Origin of the sequence: Serratia sp. 201 (assembly GCF_037027545.1) — a bacterium.
Classification (GTDB): domain Bacteria; phylum Pseudomonadota; class Gammaproteobacteria; order Enterobacterales; family Enterobacteriaceae; genus Serratia; species Serratia bockelmannii.
In genome coordinates this window covers 195646-219888 of record NZ_JAXCHC010000002.1, presented here as the reverse complement: position 1 = coordinate 219888, position 24243 = coordinate 195646, and the positions used below count along the sequence as shown (strand labels likewise).

17 protein-coding genes are annotated in these 24243 nt (G+C 60.7%); 10 read left to right on the top strand and 7 right to left on the bottom strand.

Features of this window, described 5'->3' with window-relative positions:
* Positions 1-42: 42 nt before the first annotated feature.
* On the bottom strand, positions 43-1710 hold the full coding sequence (locus tag WA302_RS09270; RefSeq protein WP_043140462.1) for a ShlB/FhaC/HecB family hemolysin secretion/activation protein: 1668 nt from the start codon (positions 1708-1710) through the stop codon (positions 43-45).
* A 370-nt stretch (positions 1711-2080) separates the two neighbouring features.
* Here WA302_RS09270 and WA302_RS09265 point away from each other — a divergent pair, with 370 nt between their 5' ends.
* Together WA302_RS09265 and WA302_RS09260 are read left to right on the top strand one after the other, a co-directional pair.
* Positions 2081-3535 (top strand): SIR2 family protein, encoded by a 1455-nt coding sequence (locus WA302_RS09265; protein ID WP_049296091.1) that lies wholly within the window; start codon positions 2081-2083, stop codon positions 3533-3535.
* Positions 3532-4023 carry a TIR domain-containing protein gene (locus WA302_RS09260; protein ID WP_049296092.1) on the top strand — a complete coding sequence of 164 codons (492 nt, stop codon included), beginning with the start codon at positions 3532-3534 and terminating at the stop codon, positions 4021-4023. Before WA302_RS09265 ends, WA302_RS09260 begins: the two co-directional genes overlap by 4 nt.
* Positions 4024-4088: 65 nt before the next feature.
* Here the strand turns inward: WA302_RS09260 and pstB are convergent, their stop codons facing one another.
* Genes pstB through WA302_RS09245 form a run of 3 tightly spaced genes read right to left on the bottom strand, consistent with a single transcriptional unit; the run spans position 4089 to position 8747 of the window.
* Complete coding sequence (gene pstB, locus WA302_RS09255) at positions 4089-4901, bottom strand: phosphate ABC transporter ATP-binding protein PstB (RefSeq protein ID WP_019452422.1); 813 nt, start codon at positions 4899-4901, stop codon at positions 4089-4091.
* Between the two features lie 28 nt (positions 4902-4929).
* Positions 4930-6579 (bottom strand): phosphate ABC transporter permease PstA, encoded by a 1650-nt coding sequence (gene pstA, locus WA302_RS09250; protein ID WP_049209520.1) that lies wholly within the window; start codon positions 6577-6579, stop codon positions 4930-4932.
* Positions 6576-8747, bottom strand: a complete 2172-nt coding sequence (locus WA302_RS09245; protein WP_049204840.1) for an ABC transporter permease subunit — start codon at positions 8745-8747, stop codon at positions 6576-6578. Before WA302_RS09245 ends, pstA begins: the two co-directional genes overlap by 4 nt.
* 396 nt (positions 8748-9143) lie before the next feature.
* On the opposite strand from WA302_RS09245, the gene ppk1 reads away from it, so the two are divergent.
* The 6 genes from ppk1 to WA302_RS09215 all read left to right on the top strand — a co-directional run bounded on the left by ppk1 (position 9144) and on the right by WA302_RS09215 (position 18731).
* Positions 9144-11207, top strand: a complete 2064-nt coding sequence (gene ppk1, locus WA302_RS09240) for a polyphosphate kinase 1 (protein WP_025303849.1) — start codon at positions 9144-9146, stop codon at positions 11205-11207.
* 10 nt (positions 11208-11217) lie between these two features.
* Positions 11218-12768, top strand: a complete 1551-nt coding sequence (gene ppx / locus WA302_RS09235; protein WP_025303850.1) for an exopolyphosphatase — start codon at positions 11218-11220, stop codon at positions 12766-12768.
* Between the two features lie 180 nt (positions 12769-12948).
* Positions 12949-13131 (top strand): YfgG family protein, encoded by a 183-nt coding sequence (locus tag WA302_RS09230; protein ID WP_004941600.1) that lies wholly within the window; start codon positions 12949-12951, stop codon positions 13129-13131.
* A 103-nt stretch (positions 13132-13234) separates the two neighbouring features.
* Complete coding sequence (mgtE, locus tag WA302_RS09225) at positions 13235-14668, top strand: magnesium transporter (RefSeq protein ID WP_025303851.1); 1434 nt, start codon at positions 13235-13237, stop codon at positions 14666-14668.
* A 185-nt stretch (positions 14669-14853) separates the two neighbouring features.
* Positions 14854-18183 (top strand): diguanylate cyclase, encoded by a 3330-nt coding sequence (locus WA302_RS09220; protein WP_164099466.1) that lies wholly within the window; start codon positions 14854-14856, stop codon positions 18181-18183.
* Between the two features lie 194 nt (positions 18184-18377).
* Positions 18378-18731 carry a DNA-binding protein gene (locus tag WA302_RS09215; RefSeq protein WP_025303853.1) on the top strand — a complete coding sequence of 118 codons (354 nt, stop codon included), beginning with the start codon at positions 18378-18380 and terminating at the stop codon, positions 18729-18731.
* A 6-nt stretch (positions 18732-18737) separates the two neighbouring features.
* Here WA302_RS09215 and alkA read toward each other — a convergent pair whose 3' ends face one another.
* The gene (gene alkA, locus WA302_RS09210) at positions 18738-20228 is read right to left on the bottom strand and encodes a DNA-3-methyladenine glycosylase 2 (RefSeq protein WP_197819541.1); all 1491 of its coding nucleotides are present in this window, start codon (positions 20226-20228) and stop codon (positions 18738-18740) included.
* Positions 20229-20392: 164 nt separating this feature from the next.
* Here alkA and yegD point away from each other — a divergent pair, with 164 nt between their 5' ends.
* Together yegD and WA302_RS09200 are read left to right on the top strand one after the other, a co-directional pair.
* Positions 20393-21745 carry a molecular chaperone gene (yegD, locus tag WA302_RS09205; protein WP_197819540.1) on the top strand — a complete coding sequence of 451 codons (1353 nt, stop codon included), beginning with the start codon at positions 20393-20395 and terminating at the stop codon, positions 21743-21745.
* Positions 21746-21796: 51 nt separating this feature from the next.
* Complete coding sequence (locus WA302_RS09200; protein ID WP_025303856.1) at positions 21797-22363, top strand: GNAT family N-acetyltransferase; 567 nt, start codon at positions 21797-21799, stop codon at positions 22361-22363.
* Here the strand turns inward: WA302_RS09200 and WA302_RS09195 are convergent.
* Together WA302_RS09195 and WA302_RS09190 are read right to left on the bottom strand one after the other, a co-directional pair.
* Positions 22360-22977 (bottom strand): pyridoxamine 5'-phosphate oxidase family protein, encoded by a 618-nt coding sequence (locus tag WA302_RS09195; protein ID WP_025303857.1) that lies wholly within the window; start codon positions 22975-22977, stop codon positions 22360-22362. The genes WA302_RS09200 and WA302_RS09195 overlap by 4 nt on opposite strands.
* 68 nt (positions 22978-23045) lie before the next feature.
* Entirely contained in the window at positions 23046-23999 is a 954-nt protein-coding gene (locus WA302_RS09190) for an aldo/keto reductase (protein WP_049204848.1), read from the bottom strand.
* Between the last annotated feature and the right edge of the window lie 244 nt (positions 24000-24243).

The window sequence follows — 24243 nt, the reverse complement described above, 5'->3', positions numbered from 1 at the left end:
ATGTTGTTTTGAACGCCGAGGCGCTCCTGCTATGTGCTGGCGTTATAACGTGACGGTGGCTTGCCAGTAGGCCACCCAACGATCCGGTTGCAGGCTGTCTGGGTGCGTCAGCGGTTTACCGACGGTGACCGCCTGATTGAACCAGCGGCCGCTTAGCGTGGCGCCCAGCGCCGCCCCGACGACGCTGCCGCCGTCTATCTGCCCGGCGCGCCCCTGCAGCCAGCCGGCGTCTAACGCGCCGGTCAAAGAAAGCTCCCCCAGCCTCGGCAAGGTCTGCCATTGCCAGTTGAGTTCATTGCGCCAGTAGGCGCCGCGATTACCGGTCAGGTACTGCTCTTTAAAGCCACGCACCGAGTATTGCCCGCCGATGGAAATGCGCTCCCCGGCATACAGGTTGTCTGCGCTGGTTTGCCCATAGGCCGAGGTCAGGTAGTAGAGGGAGGGTGCGAGCGGATAGAAATAACTGGCGCCGAGGCCAAGCTTGCGGAACTCGCTGCGCGGCGCTCCGTCGCGCTCCGGATCGTCGGCGGTGGCGCCCAGCATGCGCAGCCCGCGGCTTACCGTCGGGTTCAGCGTCATATAGCCGCCGCCCGCGACCGCGCTGTAATTGAGGCCCAGGCTGGCAATGCTGAGCGTCGGGCTGCTGACGCCCAACCGTTCACCCGCCAGCTTATTTTCCGTGGTGCGCCGCGCCAGCCCGATATCGACGGCCAGCTTGCGTTTGCCATCCCGCAGCAACGTGCGGTTGGCGCCCAAACGCTGGGTCTGGTTATTGCCTTGATAGCGGTAAGCCGCGCCGTTGAATGGCACCTGCTGGAAAAAATCGTTCCAGGCGTACTGGTAGCTGAACAGCCAATAGCCATAGGGTAAGGTGACGCTGCCGTTCAGGCTGCGGCTGCGATGATGCGGGCTGAAATCGTTATTGCGCGCTGCGGAGAGCGACCACTGGTCGGCCAGGCGCAGCGGGTTGTCCAGCACCACGCCGGCATTCATCTGCCCGGTGCCGGTGCTTTTCTGGCCGCTGTTATCGGCGCCGAAAGAGAAAGAGACCGGCGCGCGCGTGGCGCCACGCAGCAAAACCACGTTGGAAAAGCCGGGTTGCTCGCCAGGTTGAATATCGATGGTCACCTGCTGCGAAGCCAGCCGGTTGAGCTGCTCCATGCCCTGCTCGATATCGCGCAGATTCAATACGTCGCCGACCAGGCCGGGAAATGCCATCTTCAGCGCCGGCGTCTGCTCGCCATTCTGCGTGATGGACTCGATTCGCCCTTCGCTGACGCTGACGACCAACACGCCACGGGAGATATCCTGCTCCTGCAGCCAGGCCTGCGAAGTGACATAGCCGCGTTGCAGATAAGCATTGGTGGTTTCACGCACCAGGCGGTTGATGTGCTCCAGCGTCAGACAGCTTCCCTGATACGGGCGCGCCAGGCTTTCTTTCACCGACCAGGAAAGATGCTCGGCGCTCTCAAAAACAATCTGCCGCACCGTTTGGCAAACCGCCCCTGCGGCGGCCGGCTCAGGCAGCGGTAACGCCGGCAGTTCAACGCTATTTTGCAGCGCCTCGCGTTGCTGCTGCGCCTGTTCCAGCAACGTTTTCTGCTGTTGGGTAATGCTGTCGCGGTCAGCAGGGCTGGTGATTTCCGCGCACCACGCAGAGCTGCAAAACGCCAAGAGCACAGGCCAAATCCTCAGCTTCCATGCACACATTTAAACACATCCATTTACGTTAACTTACATACCTTAGCGAAGTATATACAATTTACGCCGCAAATCAACGATAATGAGAATCACTTCCATTTAATCAAAGTCACAATGTGACAAAAAATGCAGATATGCCACAACCACCGTGTCTTATTACCCAGAGTGCATTTAATTAATATTAAAATTAAAAAAACAAATAATAAGAGCAAATAAATTCAATATTAAAATAACACATTCAATATCGACAAAAACAAACAAGCAGAGTTTACAAAGTTAACTCGTCATTTTATCTTGGTAGTTCTATTCGCATAATTAATTCATAAAAAACATAGTTATTAATTAACCAATAAAGAAAAACAATATCGGGAATAGCCTCATGTTTAACCGTGATATAGAACTGTTTATTCGAGATTACGTTAATGATATCAAAGCCGGCAGCGCTGCGCTGTTTGCCGGCGCCGGGCTGTCCATCCCCGCCGGTTTCGTTAGCTGGAAAGAGCTTATCGGCGATATCGCTTATGAACTGGAGCTGGATATCGAAAAAGAGAGCGATCTTATTTCTCTGGCGCAATATCACCTCAATGAAAAAGGCAACAGACATAAGATAAATCAAAAAATAATTACAGAATTCGCTGAACAGGCGGAAGAAACAGAAAACCACCGGATTATCGCCAGATTACCGATAGCGTCACTTTGGACCACTAACTACGACGACCTGATTGAAAAAACCTATGCCCGTTATAATCGCGTCTGCGACGTCAAAACCACGCCGGAAAGCCTGACTAATAACATTCATAAACGTGATGTTGTTTTATATAAAATGCATGGTGACTATAGAAATCCCAACCAGGCGATTATCACCCGCGAACAATACGAAACTTACTCCCGTACACACCTTCCTTTTATCAACATGCTGATGGCGGAGCTGACTGCCAAAACCTTCCTGTTTATCGGTTTCAGCTTTGAAGACCCCAACCTGCAATATGTATTGAGCCGCCTTTACGCGCAGTACGGCGAAGGGCAGAGAAACCACTACTGCATCATGCGGCGCGTCCAGCTCGGCGACAGCGGCAGCGAGGATCAGGCGTCTTGCGATTACAACAGCCGCAAACAAGGCTTGATGATTAACGATCTGCGCCGTTACGGCATTCAAACGCTGTTGGTGGATGACTATCGGCAAATCACTGACCTGCTGTATGCCATCGAAACGCAGTTCAAGAAAAGCACGGTGTTTATCTCCGGCAGCGCCGACAACTACCAGCCCTATGCCCGTGAAGAGTCCATCCAGTTCATACATCGTCTGGCGCGCCTGCTTATCCACAAACAGTATCGCATCGTCAACGGTTTCGGCTGGGGCGTAGGCACAGCGGTGATCAACGGCGCATTGGAAGCCATTTACGACAGCCAAGGAAAAATCAGCGAAAGCCAGCTGGTGCTGCGTCCTTTCCCCCAATTCGCCAGCGGCGGCATTACCCTACCGGCACTTTGGCACGAATACCGTCAGAACATGATTTCGCTCAGCGGCATCGCAATCTTTTTGTTCGGCAACAAACGCAACGCCGAAGGCGAATACGTGCTGGCCGACGGTTTATTGAAAGAGTTCCAGATCGCCACGGAACAAGGCTGCGTCTGCATTCCTATCGGTTGTACCGGCAGCGCATCTGCCGAGATCTACCGAAAAATCAAGGAGGAGATGAAAGAAACCCTCTACTACCGCAACCCCGCCGCCATGAATCTGCTGGATCAGCTTAACGAACCGGGCAGCCTGGCGGAGAAGAAGAAAAGCCTGTTGGCGCTTATCGATATCATTACTAAGGATAACCCCCGATGACCAGAAAATGTTTTTACAGTTTCCATTATGAGCCGGACAACTGGCGCGCTTCTCAGGTACGCGAAATGGGCTCGCTGGAAGGTAACCGGCCAGCCACGGATAACGATTGGGAGGAAGTGAAAAAAGGCGGTGACGCCGCCATCGCCGCTTGGATCAAGGGCCAGTTGGACAATCGCAGCTGCGCCGTGATTCTCGCCGGTAAAGATACCGCTGATCGCAAATGGATTAATTTCGAAATATGCGAGGCTTGGAAAAAAGGCATGGGCGTGCTGGTGGTGTATATACACAATTTGAAAGACAGCGCCGGCGACCAAACCACGAAAGGTAAAAACCCGTTGGATCACATCAAGCTGGGTGACGCAAAGCTTTCCACAATCGCCAAAGCCTATGATCCGCCTTATTCGACCAGCACCAATGTCTATAACCATATAAAAGACAATTTGGCTGAGTGGGTAGAAGAAGCGATCCGCATTCGTAAAAATTACTGACGCCCCTGATAGACAAAAGGCTGCACGGTTGTGCAGCCTTTCGTTTGTTCATAGCCCAAACGGCCTCAACCATACCGCCCGGTAATATAATCCTCGGTGCGGCGCTGGCGCGGCGACGTGAAAATGGCGTCGGTGTCGTTGTACTCCACCAGCCGCCCCTGATGAATAAAGGCGGTGTAGTCGGAGACGCGCGCCGCTTGCTGCATGTTGTGCGTCACCAGCACCACGCTATAGCGCTGCTTGAGTGCGGAAATCAGCTCTTCGATGGTCAGCGTGGAGATCGGATCGAGCGCCGAGGTCGGCTCGTCGAGCAGCAATACTTCCGGCTCGATGGCGATGGCGCGCGCGATCACCAGGCGCTGCTGCTGGCCGCTGGACAAGCGGAACGCATTTTCGCGCAGCCGGTCTTTTACCTCATGCCACAACGCGGCGGCGCGCAGTGAACGCTCCACCGCTTCATCCAGCAAGCGCCGGTCGCGCACGCCCTGCAGCCGCAGGCCGTACACCACGTTTTCATAGATCGATTTCGGGAACGGGTTCGGCCGTTGGAACACCATGCCCACCCGCCGCCGCAGCGCCGCCACGTCGATCTGCGCGCCGGAGATCGCCGCGCCGTTCAGCTGCAGATCGCCCTCAATGCGGCAGTTGTCCACCAGATCGTTCATGCGATTGAAACAGCGCAGCAGCGTCGATTTGCCGCAGCCCGAAGGGCCGATCAGGGCCGTCACCCGATGTTTCGGGATACGCAGCGAAATATCGTGCAGCACCTGTTTGTCACCATAAAACAGGTTCAGGCCGTTGACCGCCAGCGCGGTCTGTTCATCGTCGAGATGCTGGACATCCAGCCGGGGCAAACTGCCTGGCGTCATCAAACCCATTACGCACTCCCCAAAAATAGCGTCATTGTTACTGCGACCATGCTCGGTACCGCTCCCTCAACGAATGGCGGATGCCCATCGCCGCCAGATTCAAACTCACCACGATCGTCACCAGCAAGAAGGCGGTGGCGAACACCAGCGGCCGCGCCGCCTCCACGCTCGGGCTCTGGAATGCCATATCGTAGATCTGGAAGCTCAAATGCATGAACTTCCGCTCCAGGTGCAGATACGGGAAAATCTCGTCCACCGGCAGCACCGGCACCGATTTCACGACCCCCACCAGCATCAGCGGCGCGGTCTCCCCTGCGGCGCGCGCCACCGCCAGGATCAGGCCGGTCATCATCGCCGGCGCCGCCATCGGCAGCACGATGCGCCACAGCGTCTCGGCCCGGCTGGCGCCCAGCGCCATCGAGCCCTGCCGCAGCGAGGCGGGAATGCGCGACAGCCCTTCCTCGGTGGCGACGATCACCACCGGCAGCGTCAGCAGCGCCAGCGTCAGCGCCGCCCACAGCACGCCGGGCGTGCCGAAGGTCGGGTTGGGCAAAGATTCAGGATAGAACAGCTGATCGAGCGTGCCGCCGATCATATAAACAAAAAAGCCGAGGCCGAAGACGCCGTAGACGATCGAGGGCACGCCGGCCAGATTGACCACCGCGATGCGGATCACCCGCGTCAGCAGATTATTGCCGGCATATTCGTGCAGATACAGCGCCGCGATCACGCCAAACGGCATCACCACGATCGACATCAGGATCACCATCAACACCGTACCGAAAATAGCCGGGAACACCCCGCCTTCGGTATTCGCCTCGCGCGGGCTGTCGGTGAGAAACTTCTTCACCTGCTCGCCCCAGTGCGTCAGCTTCTCGGTGGTGCTCATGGCGTTCGGGTACCAGGCATCGCGCACCTGGCTGAGCGGAATGGTCAACGTCTGCCCGTGCATGTCGCGCAGCAGCAACGCGTCGCGCTGGCGATCGCGGTTCAGCCCCGCCAGACGTTCGGACAACAGCTGATACTGCCGCTGCAGCTCCAGCCGTTCGGCCTTGATGGCGTCCTGTGCGCGGGCGTCCAGCTTATCGTCGCGCTGCAGGCGCTTTTCCCGCAGCCGCAGCGCGTCAAACTGCTGATTGATGCGCGCCATGTCGCGGAATTGAATGTCGTGCGCCTGGCGCGAGAGCGCGGCGATTTGCGGCAGGCGCTGCTGCAACGCCTGCCCCAGATTGCGGCCGGTCAGTGGTTGCCCGTCTTCCAGCAGCCCCGCCAGATAGCCGTAAGCGGTGCCGTGGCTGTCGCGTTCCAGCACCAGCAGGCTGCGCGGCGTGCTTTGGCTGCGGATATCGCTGGCCAGCAAGGTGCGGAAATCCTGCCCCTCGCGTTCGCGGTTGCCGACCTTAATCAGATAACGTTCGACGTTCTGCGCCTCGCCCGGCGGCGTGACGCCCGCCTCGGCCAGTTGGCGCCGGGAAATGCTTTGTTGCTGGTACAACTCACCGATCACCGTCACCGGCCCAGCGCCGTTCTGATTCAGTTCGAACTGATAAACCGGGCTCGGCCAGAAATAGCGCATCCCCTGCCCGGCCAGCAGTAGCAGAATGCCGATCAGCGCCAACAGGCTGACGGCCACCGAACCGGCGGTCAGCCACACCCACGGCGACCCACTCTTCACCCAGCTCTTCATGGCGCCTCCTGATTCGGCGTGTAACGCTTACGCAACCGCAGGCGCACCGCCTCCGCCAGCGTGTTGAACACGAAGGTGAAGACAAACAGCACCAGCGCAGTCAGGAACAGCACGCGGTAATGGCTGCTGCCGGAAACCGCCTCCGGCATTTCAATGGCGATGTTGGCCGCCAGCGCGCGCAGCCCCTGGAACAGGCTGCCGTCGATAATCGGCGTGTTGCCGGTAGCCATCAGCACGATCATGGTTTCCCCCACCGCGCGGCCAAAGCCGATCATCAGCGCGGAGAAAATGCCGGCGCTGGCGGAAGGCAGCACCACCTTGATCACCGTCTGCCATTGGGTGGCGCCCAGCGCCAAAGAGCCCTGGCTCAGGGTGGCCGGCACGCTGAACAGCGCGTCCTCTGCCAGCGAGAAGATGATCGGCACCAGCGCGAAGCCCATCGCCACGCCCACCACCAGCGCATTACGCTGGTCATAATTATCCCCCAGCCAGAAATGCAACGGCTCACCAAACAGCGCCACCTCCAGCCACGGCCCCAGGCTGAACGCCAGCCACACCGTCAACGCCAGCAGCGGCAACAGCAACAGCAGATCGACGCCCGGCCGGCAGCGCGGCATAAAACGATGGGTCAACGCGCCGCACAGCAACACCGCCGCCGCCAGCAACAGCGGCAACGCCAGCACCGCCAACAGATACTGCTCGATGATCGGCGCCAGCCAGATGCCTGCCACCAGCCCGATCACCACCGTCGGCAGCGCGCCCATCACTTCGATAGCCGGTTTGATCACCCGCCGTAGCCCCGCCGTCATAAAGTAAGCGGTATAGATGGCGCCGGCCAAGGCCAAGGGTATGGCGAACAGCATCGCGTAAGCCGCCGCCTTGAAGGTGCCGAAGATCACCGGCATCAGGCTGAATTTGGGTTGGTAGCTGTCTTCGCCGGAGGTGGACTGCCAGACGTAGGCCGGCTGCGGGTAGTTCTCATACCACACCTTGCCCCACAGCGAACGCCAGGTGACGTCCGGATACGGGTTGTCGAGCGCATAGCGCTGCCAGCCCTGCGCGCTCTCCAGCAGCAGACCATCGCCGCGCGGCGCGAACGCCATCTGCCGCACCTCGGCACCCAAACGGGTATTCAGCAGCGGCTGCGGTTGAATGGCGGAAAATAACGAGAAGCCGCCATCGGGCCGCAGAGTGGCGAACACACGGCGGTAAGGCTCGGCCACCGTCAGCTCCTGCCCGTCAGCACCGTGATCGAAATGCTGCACCGGCGTCAGGCGCCAGCGCCGATCTTTTTCCACCTCGAACCACTCGCGCAGATTGCCGTCGGCGCCCTTGATCAGCAGCGCGCTACCGCCGGGCAGCGCCGTCATCTGATACGGGGCGTGTTCGCCAAGGGTACGCGTTTCACGCAGCTGCAGCTGCGCGCCGTCGATCTGATAACGCGCCAGCCGGTTGCCGGTCAGCAGGTAAAGCTGGCGGCCATCCGGCGTCAGCACCAGTTGCTCCCCGTCGTGCTCCAGCGGACGCTCGCTGAACTGCGGCGGCCGGTCGGGGCTGAAGCGGCCGAACACCAGGCGCCGATCGTCGGTCACCCCGGCCAACAGATACTGCCCGCGATGCGCATCCGCCAACGACAGCAGTTTCAGCGGTTTGTTCTGCGGATCCAGCGCCAATGGCTGTTGCCCAAGCGGGAACTGCCACTGCGGCCGGCCGTTTTCCGCCGTCGCGAAGTCCGCGCGTGCCACCACCAACCGGCCGTTGGCCTGCGCCAGCGCAAACAGATCGCGCTCTCCGGCAGCCTGCGCGAGCAGCGCCGGTTTGGCCAGCAGCGTCTGCTGCACCAGCGGCGTCTGGGCCTGGCCGCTCGGCGCCGGCGTCAGACGATAAAATTGCCCCGCGCCCTGCGCGTCGATGCGATAACCCACGCGCTGCTGCACGTCCATGCCCAGCGCCAGCGCCGGGGCCGACACCGCGATCGGCAGCGGCTGAGCCTGCCCAAGCGAGGCCGGTTTGAACAGCGGCAGCACCGCAAACAGCAGATAAACGAAGATCAGCATCAACGTCATCAGCACCATCAGCCCGCTGGCGGTCACTGCCGCCTGCACGCCGCGGTCGATGCGCCCGCGCATGCGATCTCGGGGATGTTGATTGGCCGTCGTCTGTGTCATGTGTCTCGCTGTCGCTGATGTAATCGGGCTTACGCCGTAAGATAACCGGGCATCTTATGTCAGTTTTATGACGTTTGCATGACAAAGTTACCCGACTCAACCCAGGTTTTTTACACTGCCAACAGACAATATGAATTTGATATATTGCTGAAAAATGACCATAAACACGCTTTATAACGCCAAGAATAAGCCTGCTAGCCGTCATTTCATGCTGATCGTTTTACTGCCGAGCATCCCGCCGCGGGGAAAATTTATTGCCGCCGAAAAACGCCGCGCGCCAACGCAATGGATATGTTGGACTTTCCTGTCAATCTCTCGCAATAATGATGAAGGACACTAGAGCGGCATCCGGGCGCTGCGTCCCGGATCCTATTCTAAATTTGAACTGGAGTGGCAATGGGTCAGGAAAAGCTCTACATCGAAAAAGAACTAAGCTGGTTATCCTTTAATGAACGCGTGTTGCAGGAAGCCGCAGATAAGAGCAATCCCCTGATTGAACGTATGCGTTTTCTGGGCATTTACTCCAACAACCTCGACGAGTTCTATAAAGTCCGCTTCGCCGATCTCAAACGGCGCATCCTGATCAGCGAAGAGCAAGGCTCCGCCGGTTCCTCGCGCCACCTGCTGAAAAAGATCCAGGCCAAGGTGCTGAAAACCGATCAGGAGTTCGACGGCCTGTACAACGATCTGCTGCTGGAAATGGCCCGCAACCAGATCTTCCTGATCAACGAACGCCAGGTGTCCGAGAACCAGCAAATCTGGCTGCGGCAATATTTCAAACAGCATCTGCGCCAGCACATCACGCCGATCCTGATCAACCACGACACCAATCTGGTGCAGTTCCTGAAAGACGACTACACCTATCTGGCGGTGGAGATCATCCGCGGCGCCCGCACCGACTATGCGCTGCTGGAGATCCCGTCCGACAAGGTGCCGCGCTTCGTCAATCTGCCGCCGGAAGCGCCGCGCCGCCGTAAGCCAATGATCCTGCTGGACAACATTCTGCGTTACTGCCTAGACGATATCTTCAAGGGCTTCTTCGACTACGATGCGCTCAACGCCTATTCGATGAAAATGACCCGCGACGCGGAGTACGATCTGGTCACCGAAATGGAATCCAGCCTGCTGGAACTGATGTCCTCCAGCCTGAAACAGCGCCTGACCGCCGAGCCGGTGCGCTTTGTTTATCAGCGCGACATGCCGAACGAAATGGTGGAACTGCTGCGCGGCAAGCTGGGCATCTCCAACTACGATTCGGTGATCGCCGGCGGCCGCTACCACAACTTCAAAGATTTCATCAGTTTCCCGAACGTCGGCAAGGCCAATCTGGTCAACAAGCCGCTGCCGCGCCTGCGCCACATCTGGTTCGACGGTTTCCGCAACGGCTTCGACGCCATTCGTGAAAAAGACGTGCTGCTCTACTACCCGTACCACACCTTCGAGCACGTGCTGGAACTGCTGCGCCAGGCGTCGTTCGATCCGAGCGTGTTGGCGATCAAAATCAACATCTACCGAGTGGCGAAAGATTCGCGCATCATCGAATCGATGATCCACGCCGCGCACAACGGCAAGAAGGTCACGGTGGTGGTCGAGCTGCAGGCGCGCTTCGACGAAGAAGCCAACATTCACTGGGCGAAGCGCCTGACCGAGGCCGGCGTACACGTGATCTTCTCCGCGCCGGGCCTGAAAATCCACGCCAAGCTGTTCCTGATTTCACGCCGTGAAGGCGATGACATTGTGCGCTATGCTCATATCGGCACCGGCAACTTTAACGAAAAAACCGCGCGCATCTACACCGACTATTCGCTGTTGACCGCCGATTCACGCATCACCAACGAGGTGCGCCGGGTATTCAACTTTATCGAGAACCCCTACCGGCCGGTCACCTTCGACAACCTGATGGTGTCGCCGCAGAACTCGCGCCTGAAGCTGTATGAGCTGATCGACAACGAAATCGCCAACGCGCAGGCCGGGGAACAGGCCGGCATTATGTTGAAAATAAATAATCTGGTGGATAAAGGACTGGTAGATCGGTTATATACCGCGTCCGGCGCCGGCGTGAAGATCCGCCTGCTGGTGCGGGGCATGTGTTCCCTGATTCCCAACCTGCCGGGGATCAGCGACAATATTCAGGTGATCAGCATCGTCGATCGCTTTTTGGAACACGATCGGGTTTACGTTTTCGACAATAAAGGTGACAAACGGGTGTATCTGTCCTCCGCCGACTGGATGACCCGCAACATAGATTACCGTATCGAAGTGGCGGTATCGCTGCTGGATCCGGCGCTGAAACAGCGCGTTCTGGACATTCTGGAGATCCTGTTCAGCGATACGGTCAAGGCCCGTTATGTGGATAAAGAACTGAGCAACCAGTACGTGCCGCGCGGCAACCGCCGCAAAGTGCGCGCCCAGGTGGCTATTTACGAGTATTTAAAAGCTCTGGAACAACCAGGACAGTAGGCCAGCAACTATGCCGCTAAAAAACACTGCATCGAACAAACCGCAGGAAATCGCCGCCATCGACCTCGGGTCGAACAGCTTCCACATGGTGATCGCCCGCGTCGTCAACGGCGCTTTACAGGTATTGGGCCGTTTGAAACAACGGGTACATCTCGCCGACGGATTGGACAGCAACAACGTACTCAGTGAAGAGGCGATAGAACGCGGCCTGGCCTGCCTGGCGCTGTTTGCCGAACGGCTGCAGGGCTTCCCCGCGGATAACGTCACCATCGTCGGGACCCACACCCTGCGTCAGGCGGTGAACGCCGAAGTATTCCTCAAGCGCGCCGCCAAAGTGATCCCCTACCCGATCGAAATCATCGCCGGCCAGGAAGAGGCGCGCCTGATCTTCATGGGCGTGGAACACACCCAGCCGGAGAAAGGCCGCAAGCTGGTGATCGACATCGGCGGCGGCTCCACCGAGCTGGTGATCGGCGAAGACTTCGAGCCGCTGCTGGCGGAAAGCCGCCGCATGGGCTGCGTCAGCTTCGCCCAGCTGTTCTTCCCGGGCGGAGAGATCAGCAAAAACAACTTCCGCCGCGCTCGGCTGGCGGCGGCACAGAAGCTGGAAACGCTGGCCTGGCAGTACCGCATTCAGGGCTGGCAGTACGCGCTGGGCGCCTCGGGTACCATCAAGGCCGCCCACGAAGTGCTGGTGGCGATGGGAGAAAAAGACGGTCTCATCACCCTGGAACGCCTGGAAATGCTCGCCGAACAGGTGCTGCAGTTCAAAAGCTTCGGCTCGCTGAGCCTGCCGGGGCTGTCGGAAGACCGACAATCGGTATTCGTGCCGGGGTTGGCTATCCTGTGCGGCGTGTTCGACGCGCTGGCGATCCGCGATCTGCGCTTGTCCGACGGCGCGCTGCGCGAAGGCGTGCTGTATGAAATGGAAGGCCGTTTCCGCCACCAGGACATCCGCAGCCGCACCGCCAAGAGTCTGGCCGATCACTACAACATCGACCGCGAACAGGCCAAGCGGGTGCTGGAAACCACCGAACTGCTCTACTCGCAGTGGATGGCGCAAAACACCAAGTTGGCGCATCCGCAGCTGGAAGCCCTGCTGAAATGGGCCGCCATGCTGCACGAGGTGGGGCTGAGCATCAACCACAGCGGCATGCATCGCCATTCGGCCTACATTCTGCAAAACTCCAATCTGCCTGGCTTTAACCAGGAACAGCAGCTGCTGTTGGCGGCGTTGGTGCGTTTCCACCGCAAGGCGATCAAGCTGGAAGAGCTGCCGCGCCTCAACCTGTTCAAAAAGAAACACTACCTGCCGCTGATCCAGCTGCTGCGTCTGAGCACCCTGCTCAACAACCAGCGCCAGTCGACCACCACGCCGGAAACGCTGCGCCTGACCACCGACGACAACCACTGGACGCTGCGCTTCCCGGCCGGCTACCTGGCGCAAAACAACCTGGTGCAGCTGGACTTCGAGCGCGAGCAGGCCTACTGGAACGACGTCGTCGGCTGGAAGCTGCTGATCGACGAAGAAGGCTCGCAAGACGAACAGCGCTCCGCCTGATCCCCCGCCCCCTGCCAGCCAGGGGGTTTTTCTTTCCGCCCCGCCTCGCCAACCTAAACGAAACCCTAATACGGCGCGCCGCCCGCCGGAAAAAAATGGACAACTTTTGTCATCAGCGCCTAAAATCCGGTTACAAATTCTCGAGCGAATAACACAGGACACCGGCATACCGGGTGATATATGCGCAAGAAAACCACCGGACAGATGACGAAGATAGTGTTGTTTATCAGCTTTATCATTTTAGTCGGCCGACTGCTGTACGCCGCCGTGGTGGCGGTGCCTCATCATCAGGAAAAAAAGCAGGCCGCTGCGCAAAACGCCGCCGAAGTCAGCGCGCCGCAACAGGACGCCTCCTCTGAATAACCGCCGCGCCCCGTCCGTTTCATAAAAATGACTCCGGCACTCGCTATGCTCTATCTTTTAATGAGCCTGCGTCAGGAACGCCGAGCGCCCGTTAAGGAACACCATGTCAGCCGCAACCCATAACGTCAAAAAAGTCGCTGAACACCGCCAGCGCATTCTTACTCTGTTGTTGAACAATAAGGAATTGGTCGACGGCATTCTCGGCCGGCCGGGGGATGAACACGCCCTCAGCCAAAGCGAACGGCTGAACCAAACGGCGGAAATTACCGGCCTGCTGGACGACATGCACGCCGCCGACCTGGCGGACCTGCTGGAAGCGCTGCCGCAGGACGAACGCATGGCGCTGTGGCGGCTGGTGGGCAACAGCAAGCGCGGCCAGACGCTGGTGGAAGTCGCCGAGCCGGTCTGGGACAGCCTGATCGAGGAAATGAGCGACAAAGACCTGCTCAAGGCGATCAAAACGCTGGATGTCGACGAACAGGCCTACCTGGCGCAATACCTGCCGCGTAACCTGATGGGCCGGTTGCTGACCTCGCTGGAGCCGGAGCAGCGCGCCCAGGTGCGCGAGATGAGCCAATACGCCAAAGACAGCGTCGGCTGGATGATGGATTTCGAACTGGTGACGGTGCGGCCGGACGTCACGCTCGGCGCGGTGCACCGCTTTTTGCGCATGCGCAAAACCATTCCCGACGCCACCGATAAACTGTTCGTCACCGACCGCAAAAACACCCTGCTGGGCGAGCTGCCGCTGACCGCGGTGCTGCTGAACGATCCGGAGATCCCGGTGCGCGACGTGATGGACAGCGATCCCGCCACCTTTCAGCCTGAGGACAAGGCCGATGATGCGGCCGGCGCCTTCGAACGTTATGACCTGATCAGCGCCCCGGTGGTTGATGCCAAAGGCAAACTGATGGGCCGCCTGACCATCGAAGAGATCGTCGACGCCGTCAACGAAGAGAGCGACACCAACCTGCGCCGCATGGGCGGTTTAAGCCCGGAAGAAGACGTGTTCGCCCCGGTCAGCAAAGCGGTCAAAACCCGCTGGGCCTGGCTGGCGATCAACCTCTGCACCGCATTCATCGCCTCGCGGGTGATCGGCCTGTTCGAGCACACCATTTCCCAGCTGGTAGCGCTGGCGGCGCTGATGCCGATCGTCGCCGGCATCGGCGGCAACACCGGCAACCAGACCATCACCATGATCGTGCGCGCGCTGGCGCTGCACCAGATCGAAGTCGGCAACATCTCGCGCCTGATGCTCAGAGAGCTGGGGGTGGCCATCATCAACGGCGTAGTGTGGGGCGGCATCATGGGCGTGATCACCTGGCTGCTGTACGGCGACGCGGCGATGGGCGGCGTAATGACGCTGGCGATGCTGCTCAACCTGCTGCTGGCGGCGCTGATGGGCGTGGTGATCCCGATGACCATGCTCAAACTGGGCCGCGATCCGGCGGTCGGCTCCAGCGTGCTCATCACCGCGCTGACCGACACCGGCGGCTTCTTCATCTTCCTCGGCCTCGCCACCCTGTTCCTGCTGTAAGACGCTCAAAGCCGGCCCCGCGCCGGCTTTCTCGTCATTCTGTCGCCGGGCCTGCGCTAATGCAGTAAAGTCGGCCCTCCCGGTAGGTTTTCCTCTCACGCTGTACTACCCTTTGCCAATAAATCGTCTTAATTCATCCACGTCATGAATTCAATCACAGGCAGAGGCCATCGGTAAGGGTGTCTATGGAGATCAGCGCGCCGAACACGTTCGGCACACACAAAGGCGTCGTGCTGACGCATTCCCTGTTCGTGGCGCTGGCGACGTTTTTGCTCGCCTTGCTGAGCCTGTCGTTATCCAGTGAGGCTCATCACTTCACGCCGCTGTGGTTCCCGACCGCCGCCGCGATCGCCGTGCTGTATCGCCATCCCCCGCGTCATTGGGGTTTGCCGCTACTGGCCAGCGGCACAGGCATCGTGCTCGCCAGCTTCCTGCTGTTCGGCCTCAGCGCCATTCCCGTCAAGCTGGCCGCCATCAACCTGCTGGAAGCGGCAGTGTGCGCTCTGCTGCTGCGCCGCACGCTGCCGGCGATCGATCCGCTGAGCGATCTGGGCTGTTGGCTGCGCTTCGTGGTCTGCGCGGTGATATTTACCCCATTGTTCAGCGCGCTGCTGGCCGCCGGACTGACCCCCACGCCGGACCAGACGTTTTGGCAATCGTTCGGCACCTGGTTCATCGCTGAGGCGATAGGGGTGCTGTCGCTGGCGCCGCTCGGGCTCACCTATCACCGCCGCCTGTTGGCTGGGCTGAATCCGTATCCGCTGCTGTTGACCCTGATGGGATCGCTGGCCTTCAGCTATCTGGCGCTGACGCATCTGCCCTTCCCCTTTACCTTCGTCATCCTGCCGCTGCTGTGGGCGGCTATCGCCCTGTCGCGCTTCGAAACCTTCACCGTCTGTTTCTGTACAATCCTGCTGATCACCGTCCTGCTGTCGCTGGGCCTGATGCGCCTTACGTCTTCCCGGCACACTTTCCTGGGCGAACTCGGCCTCTATCTGCCGATGTTGCTGATCCTGATCCCGGCGCACGCCATGGCGATGGTGATGCACACATTCCGGGTGGAAAAGCAACATATCGTCGAGAGCGAAAGCCGCTTTCGCAGCGCGCTGGAGTATTCCGCCATCGGCATGGCGCTGGTGTCGCCGGAGGGCAAATGGCTGCAGGTTAACCAGGCGCTGTGCAAGCTGCTCGGCTATCCGCCCGAAAGACTTTATCGCCTGACCTTTCAAGAGATCACCCACCCGGACGATCTGAACGCCGACCTATCCCAACTGCACGAACTGCTCGACGGCCATATCAGCAGCTACACCCTAGAGAAGCGCTATATTCGCAGCGACGGCCAGACGGTCTGGGCGCTGTTGGCGGTCTCGCTGGTGCGCGACGGCGAAGGCCGGCCGTTGTACTTCATCTCTCAGGTGGAGGACATCAGCGACCTTAAGCGCAGCGAGGCGGAGAACAACCGGTTGGTGGAGCGCATCACGCTGGCCAACCAGGTGGGCGGCGTCGGCATCTGGGAATGGGTGATGGGCCAGGAAAACTTCACCTGGGATCAGCGCATGTTCGAACTCTACGATCTCACCCCCGACCAAACGCCGACGCTGGCGTTGTGGCGCACCCTGCTGGTGCCGGAAGATCGCGAGCGCACCGATCGCGAACTGGCCGAGATCCTGGCGCAGCCGCGGCCATTCATCATGGAGTTTCGCATCACGACGCGCGGCGGCAAAGTGCGCCATATCCGCGGCCAGGGCAACGTGATCCTCGACGATCAGAGTCGGCCGCTGCGCCTGATCGGCACCAATATCGACATGACCGAGCTCAAGAGCCTCGCCGAGGCGCTGCACGAAGAAAAGGAGCGCCTGCACATCACTCTCGACGCCATCGGCGAAGGGGTGATCTCCACCGACAGCCACCTGCGTATCACCTTTATGAACCCGGTGGCGGAACAGATGTGCGGCTGGCCGCTCGAACTGGCGATCGGTATGCCCGTCGCCGGCGTGGTGCGCCTGACCAACGGCAAAGACGGCCCGGAAATCGAAAACCTCACGCAATACCCACGGCAGTGGCCGGCGGATTATGCGCTGGTGCTGCACAGCCGCGACGGGCGTTATTTCGACGTGCAGCAGTCGGTCTCACCGCTGAAAACCCTCGACGGGGAAACCATGGGTGCGGTGATGGTGCTGCAGGACGTCACCGCTTCGCGCGAACTGATGAAAAAACTCAGCTACAGCGCCTCGCACGATGCGCTGACCGGGTTGCCGAACCGCACCCGCTTCGAGAAACAGCTGAAAGCGGCGATCGTCGCCGGCGGGGAACCGTCGTCGCCGCATTCGCTGGTGTTCCTCGATCTGGATCGGTTCAAGGCGGTGAACGACACCGCCGGCCATGCGGCGGGCGATGCCCTGCTGCGGGACATCGCCCAGCTGATGCGGCATCAGCTGCGCCATAGCGACTGCCTGGCCCGGCTGGGCGGCGACGAGTTCGGGCTGATCCTGTACGACTGCCGGCTGGAACAGGCCAAATCGCTGGTGCAGCAAGTGGTTAATCAAATCAGCCAGCACCCGTTCTACTGGGAAGGGAAGATTTACCGCGTCGGCGCCAGCGCCGGCATCACACGCATCAGCGCCGACGCCAAAAGCAGCGAACTGCTGGCGCAGGCCGATATCGCCTGCTACACCGCCAAGCACCAGGGGCGCGGCCAGGTTTATCTGTACGAAACGCGGCAGAAACAGCGGCTGGAGCGGCAGCACGAGGTGCTGAGCCTGCAGGAAGTGCAGACGATCATCAGCGAGGGGCAACTGCGGCTGCTGACTCACGCGGTCGCGCCGCCGGCGACGCCGCTGTCGGCCGCGTTTCACCAGGTGAAGCTGCAGGTGATGGCGCCGGACGAGTGCCCGCTGTCGCACGAGGCGTTCATCGCCGCCGCGCAGCTGTACGGCCTGATGCCGGACATCGACCGTTGGACGGCGGCGCAACTGCTGGTGAAATATGCCGACGACATCAAACGCAAAGGGCTGTCGCTCGCGCTGCCGCTGGCTATCGACAGTCTGCTCAGCGCCGACTTCCAGCGCGAGCTGACGGAAACGGTGCGCGCTTCCTCGCTGCCGCCGCAGGCGCTGCTGTTCAGCGTCGACGAGGCCGCGATACTGGAGCACGCCGCGCAGTGTCGGGCATTTCTCCGCGAACTGCAGCAGCAGGGCTGCCGGCTGATCGTCAACGGCTTCGGGCATAACATCAATGCGTTCGATGAGCTCAGCGACCAGAGAATCGACATCATTCGCATCGATGAGCGCTTTATCACCAACGTGCACTGCAACCAGATGGACGAGCTGATGGTCGCGATGCTCAACGGCGCGGCGCATCGAATCAAGGCGCAGACGCTCGCCGGGCCGGCCCACCAGCCGGTGACGCTGCAGGCGCTGCGCGATATCGGCATCGATCTGGCGGACGGCGATCAGGTGGCGCTGGAGCAGCCGCTGGCGGTGTTGCTCAGCGACGGTTATTTCGGCATTCGCTAATCCCTCTTCCTCACCGGCGCCGTCGCACGGGCGCCGCCGCACTCCCCCGTATTTCACATTGTGTTAACCCATACGAGATTAGTGATATAAATAACACCTTAGGCTTAAACGATTAAGTAAGATGAATCGCCCATGCGAGTATCAGCGTATCCGTTGATTTTCCTCGACATGTGATGACTCAGGGATAAGGGACTATGGAAAAGAAATGGTTTTCCGCCAGGGAACTGATGGGGAAGGCGGGGTTGCCCTCAACCCCACAAGGAGTCAATTTGATGGCCCGGCGAGAAGGCTGGGTCAGTCGCCGCCGCAGCGGCGTACAGGGCAAAGCGCTGGAATACCATATCGACAGCCTGCCATTCGGCGCGCGCAGCCTCTCGGCGTTGCACGAGGCCGATCATCCGGACTACGACGTCAAACGCCAGGATCCAATACGGGTCTGGATCGAGTATTACTATCACCTGACGCCGGCCGAACGGGAAAAGCTGCTGGCGTTCCTGATGCGTGAAGGCATGAGCCGCTTGCTGCAGCTGATCGAGTCCCCCCGCTAGCCACGTTCAACTCTCCCCTTCCGGCGCCCAGCCGCCGTTGTGCCACAGGTGCAGCGTGGCGTAAGAGCGCCACGGGCGCCAGCGCTCGGCGTAGCGTTCAATCTGGCGCGGCGTCATGCCAGGGAAACGCTGTTTGATCAGGTAGTCGCCGGCCAGGAACACGTCCGGCCACGACCAGGCGCGCATCGCGATATAGCTGGCGGTCCAGTTGCCGATACCGGGCAGCGCGGTCAGCGCCTTGATGCCCTGTTCGATATCCAGCACGTTGTCGAGCTGCAGCCGCCCTTCGCCCAGCGCGCGGGCAATCTCGATCAGCGCCGCCGCACGCTTCACCTGCACCCCGAGCGGGCGCAGTTCTTCGGGCTGCAGCTGCGCCACCCGTTCTACGGTGGGGAAAACGTGGGTGATGCCCTCATGCGGCGTCGCCAGCGCTTCGCCCCAACGTTCGGCCATCCGCCCGGCGAAGGTCGCCGCCATTTTCACGCTGACCAGTTGCCCCAGCACCGCACGCGTCGCCTGCTCGAAACTGTTCACGCAGCCCGGCAGGCGCAATCCCGGCGCATCGGCCGCCAGCGAGCCCAGCACCTCATTAATGCGATCCGGCGCGGCGTCCAGATCAAACAGCAAGCGGACCCGGCGCAACACCTCCGTCGTCACCAGACTGAGCGTCGGCGCGATCTCGACCCGAACCCGATTGCGCGCCTCTTCCGGCTGCACGCTGAACCAGCCGCGGTGTTCAGTGCCACCCTGGCTGACGGCGATCGAGCGCAGGTAGCGGCGCCCCTCGACCCGCTCTACGCCCTGCACGGCGCGCGCCTGCAAGAAATTCAGCATGCGCGCCCAGTCATAGGGCGGCCGATAGCCCAGGTGAAACACCAACCCGCTGGCGGCCGCCCGTTCACCGCGCGCGCCGCCGCTGCGCAGCGCCGACGGGATCAGGCGGTAGCGCGCCTTGAACAGCTCGTTGAAACGCCGCAGGCTGCCGAAACCGGCGGCGAACGCCACCTCGCTGAGCGGCAGGTCGGTATCCGCCAGCAGACGCTTGGCCTGTAGCAACCGGTGTGACTGCGCGTAATCGATCGGCGAAGCGCCAAACTGTTCGGCGAAGATACGCCGCAGGTGGCGATCGGAAATGCCCAGCCGCGCCGCCAGCGCTTCGCAGCTGTGCTCGGACAGATAACCTTGCTCGATGAGCTGCACCGCCACCTGGGCATAGCGGTTGCCCAGATCGATCAGCGCCAGGCCAGGGGCCAGTTCCGGTCGGCATTTGAGGCAGGGGCGAAACCCCGCCAGTTCAGCCGCCGCCGCGCTCGGATAAAAGGTGCAGTTTTCCCGCTTCGGCGTGCGGGCGCTGCACACCGGGCGACAATAGATGCCGGTGGAAGAGACGCCGACGAAAAAACGGCCGTCGAATTTGCGGTCACGCGCGCGCAGCGCGTCGTACAACGCTTGCTGTTGAGTATTCATGGCAACGCTCGGGTTCGGTTTTTTCTGCATTATGGGGCTCGCCTGACGCGCTGACGTGCGGAATTCGGACATTAAGTTAAGCACGCCGCCGCCGCGCCCGCTAAATTTTTCGACACTCGCGCATTGGTGCATTGCCCGCCGGCCTCGTCTCGGGTAAAGTCGCCCCCCTTCATTGGCATGGGGACAAAAAAGAGATGTTTATTGGATTCGATTACGGGACAGCCAACTGTTCCGTTGCAGTGATGCGCGACCACGGCCCCGAGCTGTTGACGCTGGAAAACAACGAGCCGTATCTGCCTTCGATGCTGTGCGCGCCGACCCGCGAAGCGGTGAGCGAATGCCTGCACCGCCATTGGCAGGTGCCGACCGGCAGCGAAGAAAACCAGCAGCTGCTGCGCCGCGCCATCAGTTACAACCGCGAAGAAGACATTCCGGTCAACGGCGACAGCGTGCTGTTCGGCCTGCAGGCGCTGGCGCACTATATGGAAGATCCCGAAGAGGTGTACTTCGTGCGCTCGCCGAAGTCCTTCCTCGGCGCCAACGGCCTGAAACCGCAGCAGATCGCGCTGTTCGAAGACCTGGTGTGCGCCATGATGTTCCACATCAAACGCCAGGCGGAAAACGTGCTGCAGACCGGCATCGATCAGGCGGTGATCGGCCGGCCGATCAACTTCCAGGGCATCGGCGGCGACGAAGCCAACCGGCAGGCGCAAGGCATTTTGCAGCGCGCCGCCGAACGTGCCGGTTTCAAGGACATTGAATTCCAGTTCGAGCCGGTGGCGGCGGGGCTGGACTTCGAGGCGACGCTGAGCGAAGAGCAAACCGTGCTGGTGGTAGACATCGGCGGCGGCACCACCGACTGCTCGGTGCTGCTGATGGGGCCGCAGTGGCGCGACCGCGCCGATCGCCAGCAGAGCCTGCTGGGCCACAGCGGCTGCCGGGTCGGCGGTAACGATCTGGACATCATGCTGGCCTTCAAACAGCTGATGCCGCTGTTCGGCCTGGGCGGCGAAACCGCGAAGGGCATCGCCCTGCCGGCGCTGCCTTACTGGAACGCGGTGGCGACCAACGACGTGCCGGCGCAAAATGACTTCTACAGCGCCACCAACGGCCGCGTGCTGCGCGATCTGATCCTCGACGCGGCGGAGCCGGAAAAGGTCAAACGCCTGCTGAAAGTGTACCAACAGCGCCTGAGCTACCGATTGGTGCGGGCGGCCGAAGAGAGTAAGATCGCCCTGTCCGGCCAAACGGCCATCAGCGCGCCGCTCAATTTCGTGCAGGCCGATCTGGCGGAGAGCATCAGCCAGGCTCAGCTCGCCGACGCCATTTCGCAGCCGTTGATGCGCATTCAGGAGCAGGTCAGCGCCGCGCTGGCCAGCAGCCAGACCGCGCCGCAAGTGATCTACCTGACCGGCGGCAGCGCACGCTCACCCCTGCTGCGCGCCGCGCTGCAACAGCAGCTGCCGGGCATTCCGATCGTCGGCGGCAACGACTTCGGCTCGGTCACCGCCGGGCTGGCGCGCTGGGCGCAAACGCTGTTCCGTTGACAGCCCAAGGGCGCGGCTCGCCGCGCCCTTGTTCATTGGAGGCTATGTATCATGTCGACCATCCTTACCCTCGACAGCGCCAGGCTGCGGCTGCGCGCCTGGCGCGACGACGATCTGCCGGCCTTCGCCGCGCTTAACGCCGATCCGCAGGTGATGCGCTATTTCCCGGCGACGATGACGGCCGAGGAAAGCCACGCGCAGGCCGAACGCATCCGCGCCTTCATGCAACAACATAGCTGGGGGCTATGGGCGGTGGAAGTGAAAGGCGGCGCGCCTTTTATCGGTTTTGTCGGGCTGGCGCGGCCGGGCGACGATCTGCCTTGTGCCCCCTGCGTGGAGATTGGCTGGCGGCTGGCGGCGGCTCACTGGGGCAACGGCTACGCCGCTGAAGCGGCGCGCGCCGCGCTGGCGTACGCCTTCGACACGCTGCGCTTGCCGGAAGTGGTGTCCTTCACCGCCGAAAATAACCAGCCGTCGCGCCGGGTGATGACGCGCATCGGCATGCAGTTTGACGGCGAAACCTTCCTGCATCCGCGCCTGCCGACGGGCCATCCGCTGCAAAAGCACGTCTTGTATCGGCTGAACCGGCAAATGTGGCGCGAACGCCACGGCGATTAATACAGCGTATCCTTCAGTCGCTGCGGCAGCGCGCTGTCGTACTCCTCACCGTCGAAGCGCGTTTGGCTCACCGCGGCCAAAATATGGCCGGGGCTGGGCAGCGCCGAACGTTCGAGGCGGCTGCCCTCTTCCCACAATCCCGAACGCAAGATCGCCCGGCTGCACTGGAAGAACACCGCCTCCACCCGAATGCGCAGCACCGAACGCGGCAGCTGGTTGCGATGGACGAAGCGCTGCAGCATCGCCGGCGCCACCACGATTTCCGCCCGCCCGTTAATCCGCAGCGTTTCGCCGATGCCGGGGATCAGCAACAGCAGCGCCACCCGGTTGTCGTGCAGGATATTGCGCAGGCTGTCGATGCGGTTATTGCCGCGACGGTCCGGCAGCAGCAGGGTTTTCTCGTCTTCGATATGGATAAAACCGGCCGGATCGCCGCGCGGAGAAACATCCATGCCGTCCGGCCCGACCGTCGAGAGCGCGGCAAACGGCGCCGCCTCGATAAACGGGCGGTACGCCGGGTGAATATAGCTGACTTCTTTAAAAACCGAGGGCGCGGCGGGTTTGCCGTACAGCTGTTCCAGCGTCGCGAGGTCGTTGATGGTATCACCAGACATTGCGGGTTCCTGAATGGGCCATGTTAACCCCTTCAGCATAGAGCAAAATCGCCACCGGGTAACGCCCCCTACTCGGCGCTGGCGTCGTTCAGCGCCTGAATGTCGTCCGCATCCAGCGTCAGGCGGGTGGCGCTGACCAACTCATCCAGCTGCGGCAACGAGGTCGCACTGACGATCGGCGCGGTGATGCTCGGGCGCGCTATCAGCCAGGCCAGCGAAACCTGCGCCGGGGAGCTGCCGTGTTTGCCCGCCACCTGATCCAGCGCCGCCAGAATGCGGAAACCGCGCGGGTTCAGGTAGCGTTCGACGATGCGATCGCCGCGCTGGCTTTTGCCCTCGTCCGCTTTGCTGCGGTATTTGCCGGTCAGAAAACCACTGGCCAGCGCGAAGAAGTTGATCACCCCGAGGCCATGGCGCTGCGCCACGCCTTCCAGCTCGGCTTCATACCCTTCGCGCGCATACAGGTTATATTCCGGCTGCAGGGTTTCGTAGCGCGCCAATCCGTTGCTCTCGCTCACCCGCAGCGCTTCTTCCAGGCGATCCGCCTGATAGTTGGAGGCGCCGATCGCCCGCACCTTGCCGGCCTTGATCAGCGCATCGAACGCCGCCAGCGTCTCTTCCAGCGGCGTATCGCGGTCATCGTCGTGCGACTGATAAAGATCGATATAATCGGTTTGCAGGCGACGCAGCGAGTCCTCCACCGCCTGCTGAATATAGCGCGGCGACAGCCCCTGCTTGCCTTCGCCCATCGGTTTGCCCACCTTGGTGGCGATGATCACCTGGTCGCGCTTGCCGCTCTTCTTCAGCCATTCGCCGATGACGGTTTCCGATTCGCCGCCCCGGTTGCCCGGTGCCCAGCTGGAATAAACGTCGGCGGTATCGATAAAGTTGAGCTGATTGTCCACCAGCGCATCCAGCAGGCTGAACGAGGTCGCTTGATCCGCCGTCCAGCCGAACACGTTGCCACCGAAGGTTAACGCCGGCACCTGAATGCCTGAACGACCCAGTTGTTTCTTGCTCATCACAAAGGCTCCATGGGTTAAATGATTTGCCTGTTAATTATTAGCGCCAAATACAGGAAATCGTTAAAACGTATTGGCTATAAGCCGGAATAAATCACTTATAAACATAGCACGCTCAAATCACCCACTTATTAAGACAATGCTGACGGTTCCTCCATATTTCCTTCATTTTTATGCCGTCTTCGCTGGCTAAACTAGTATCCTGTAAGGAGTGTCATTTTTGTGGCAATGAGTGCCCGCGCCC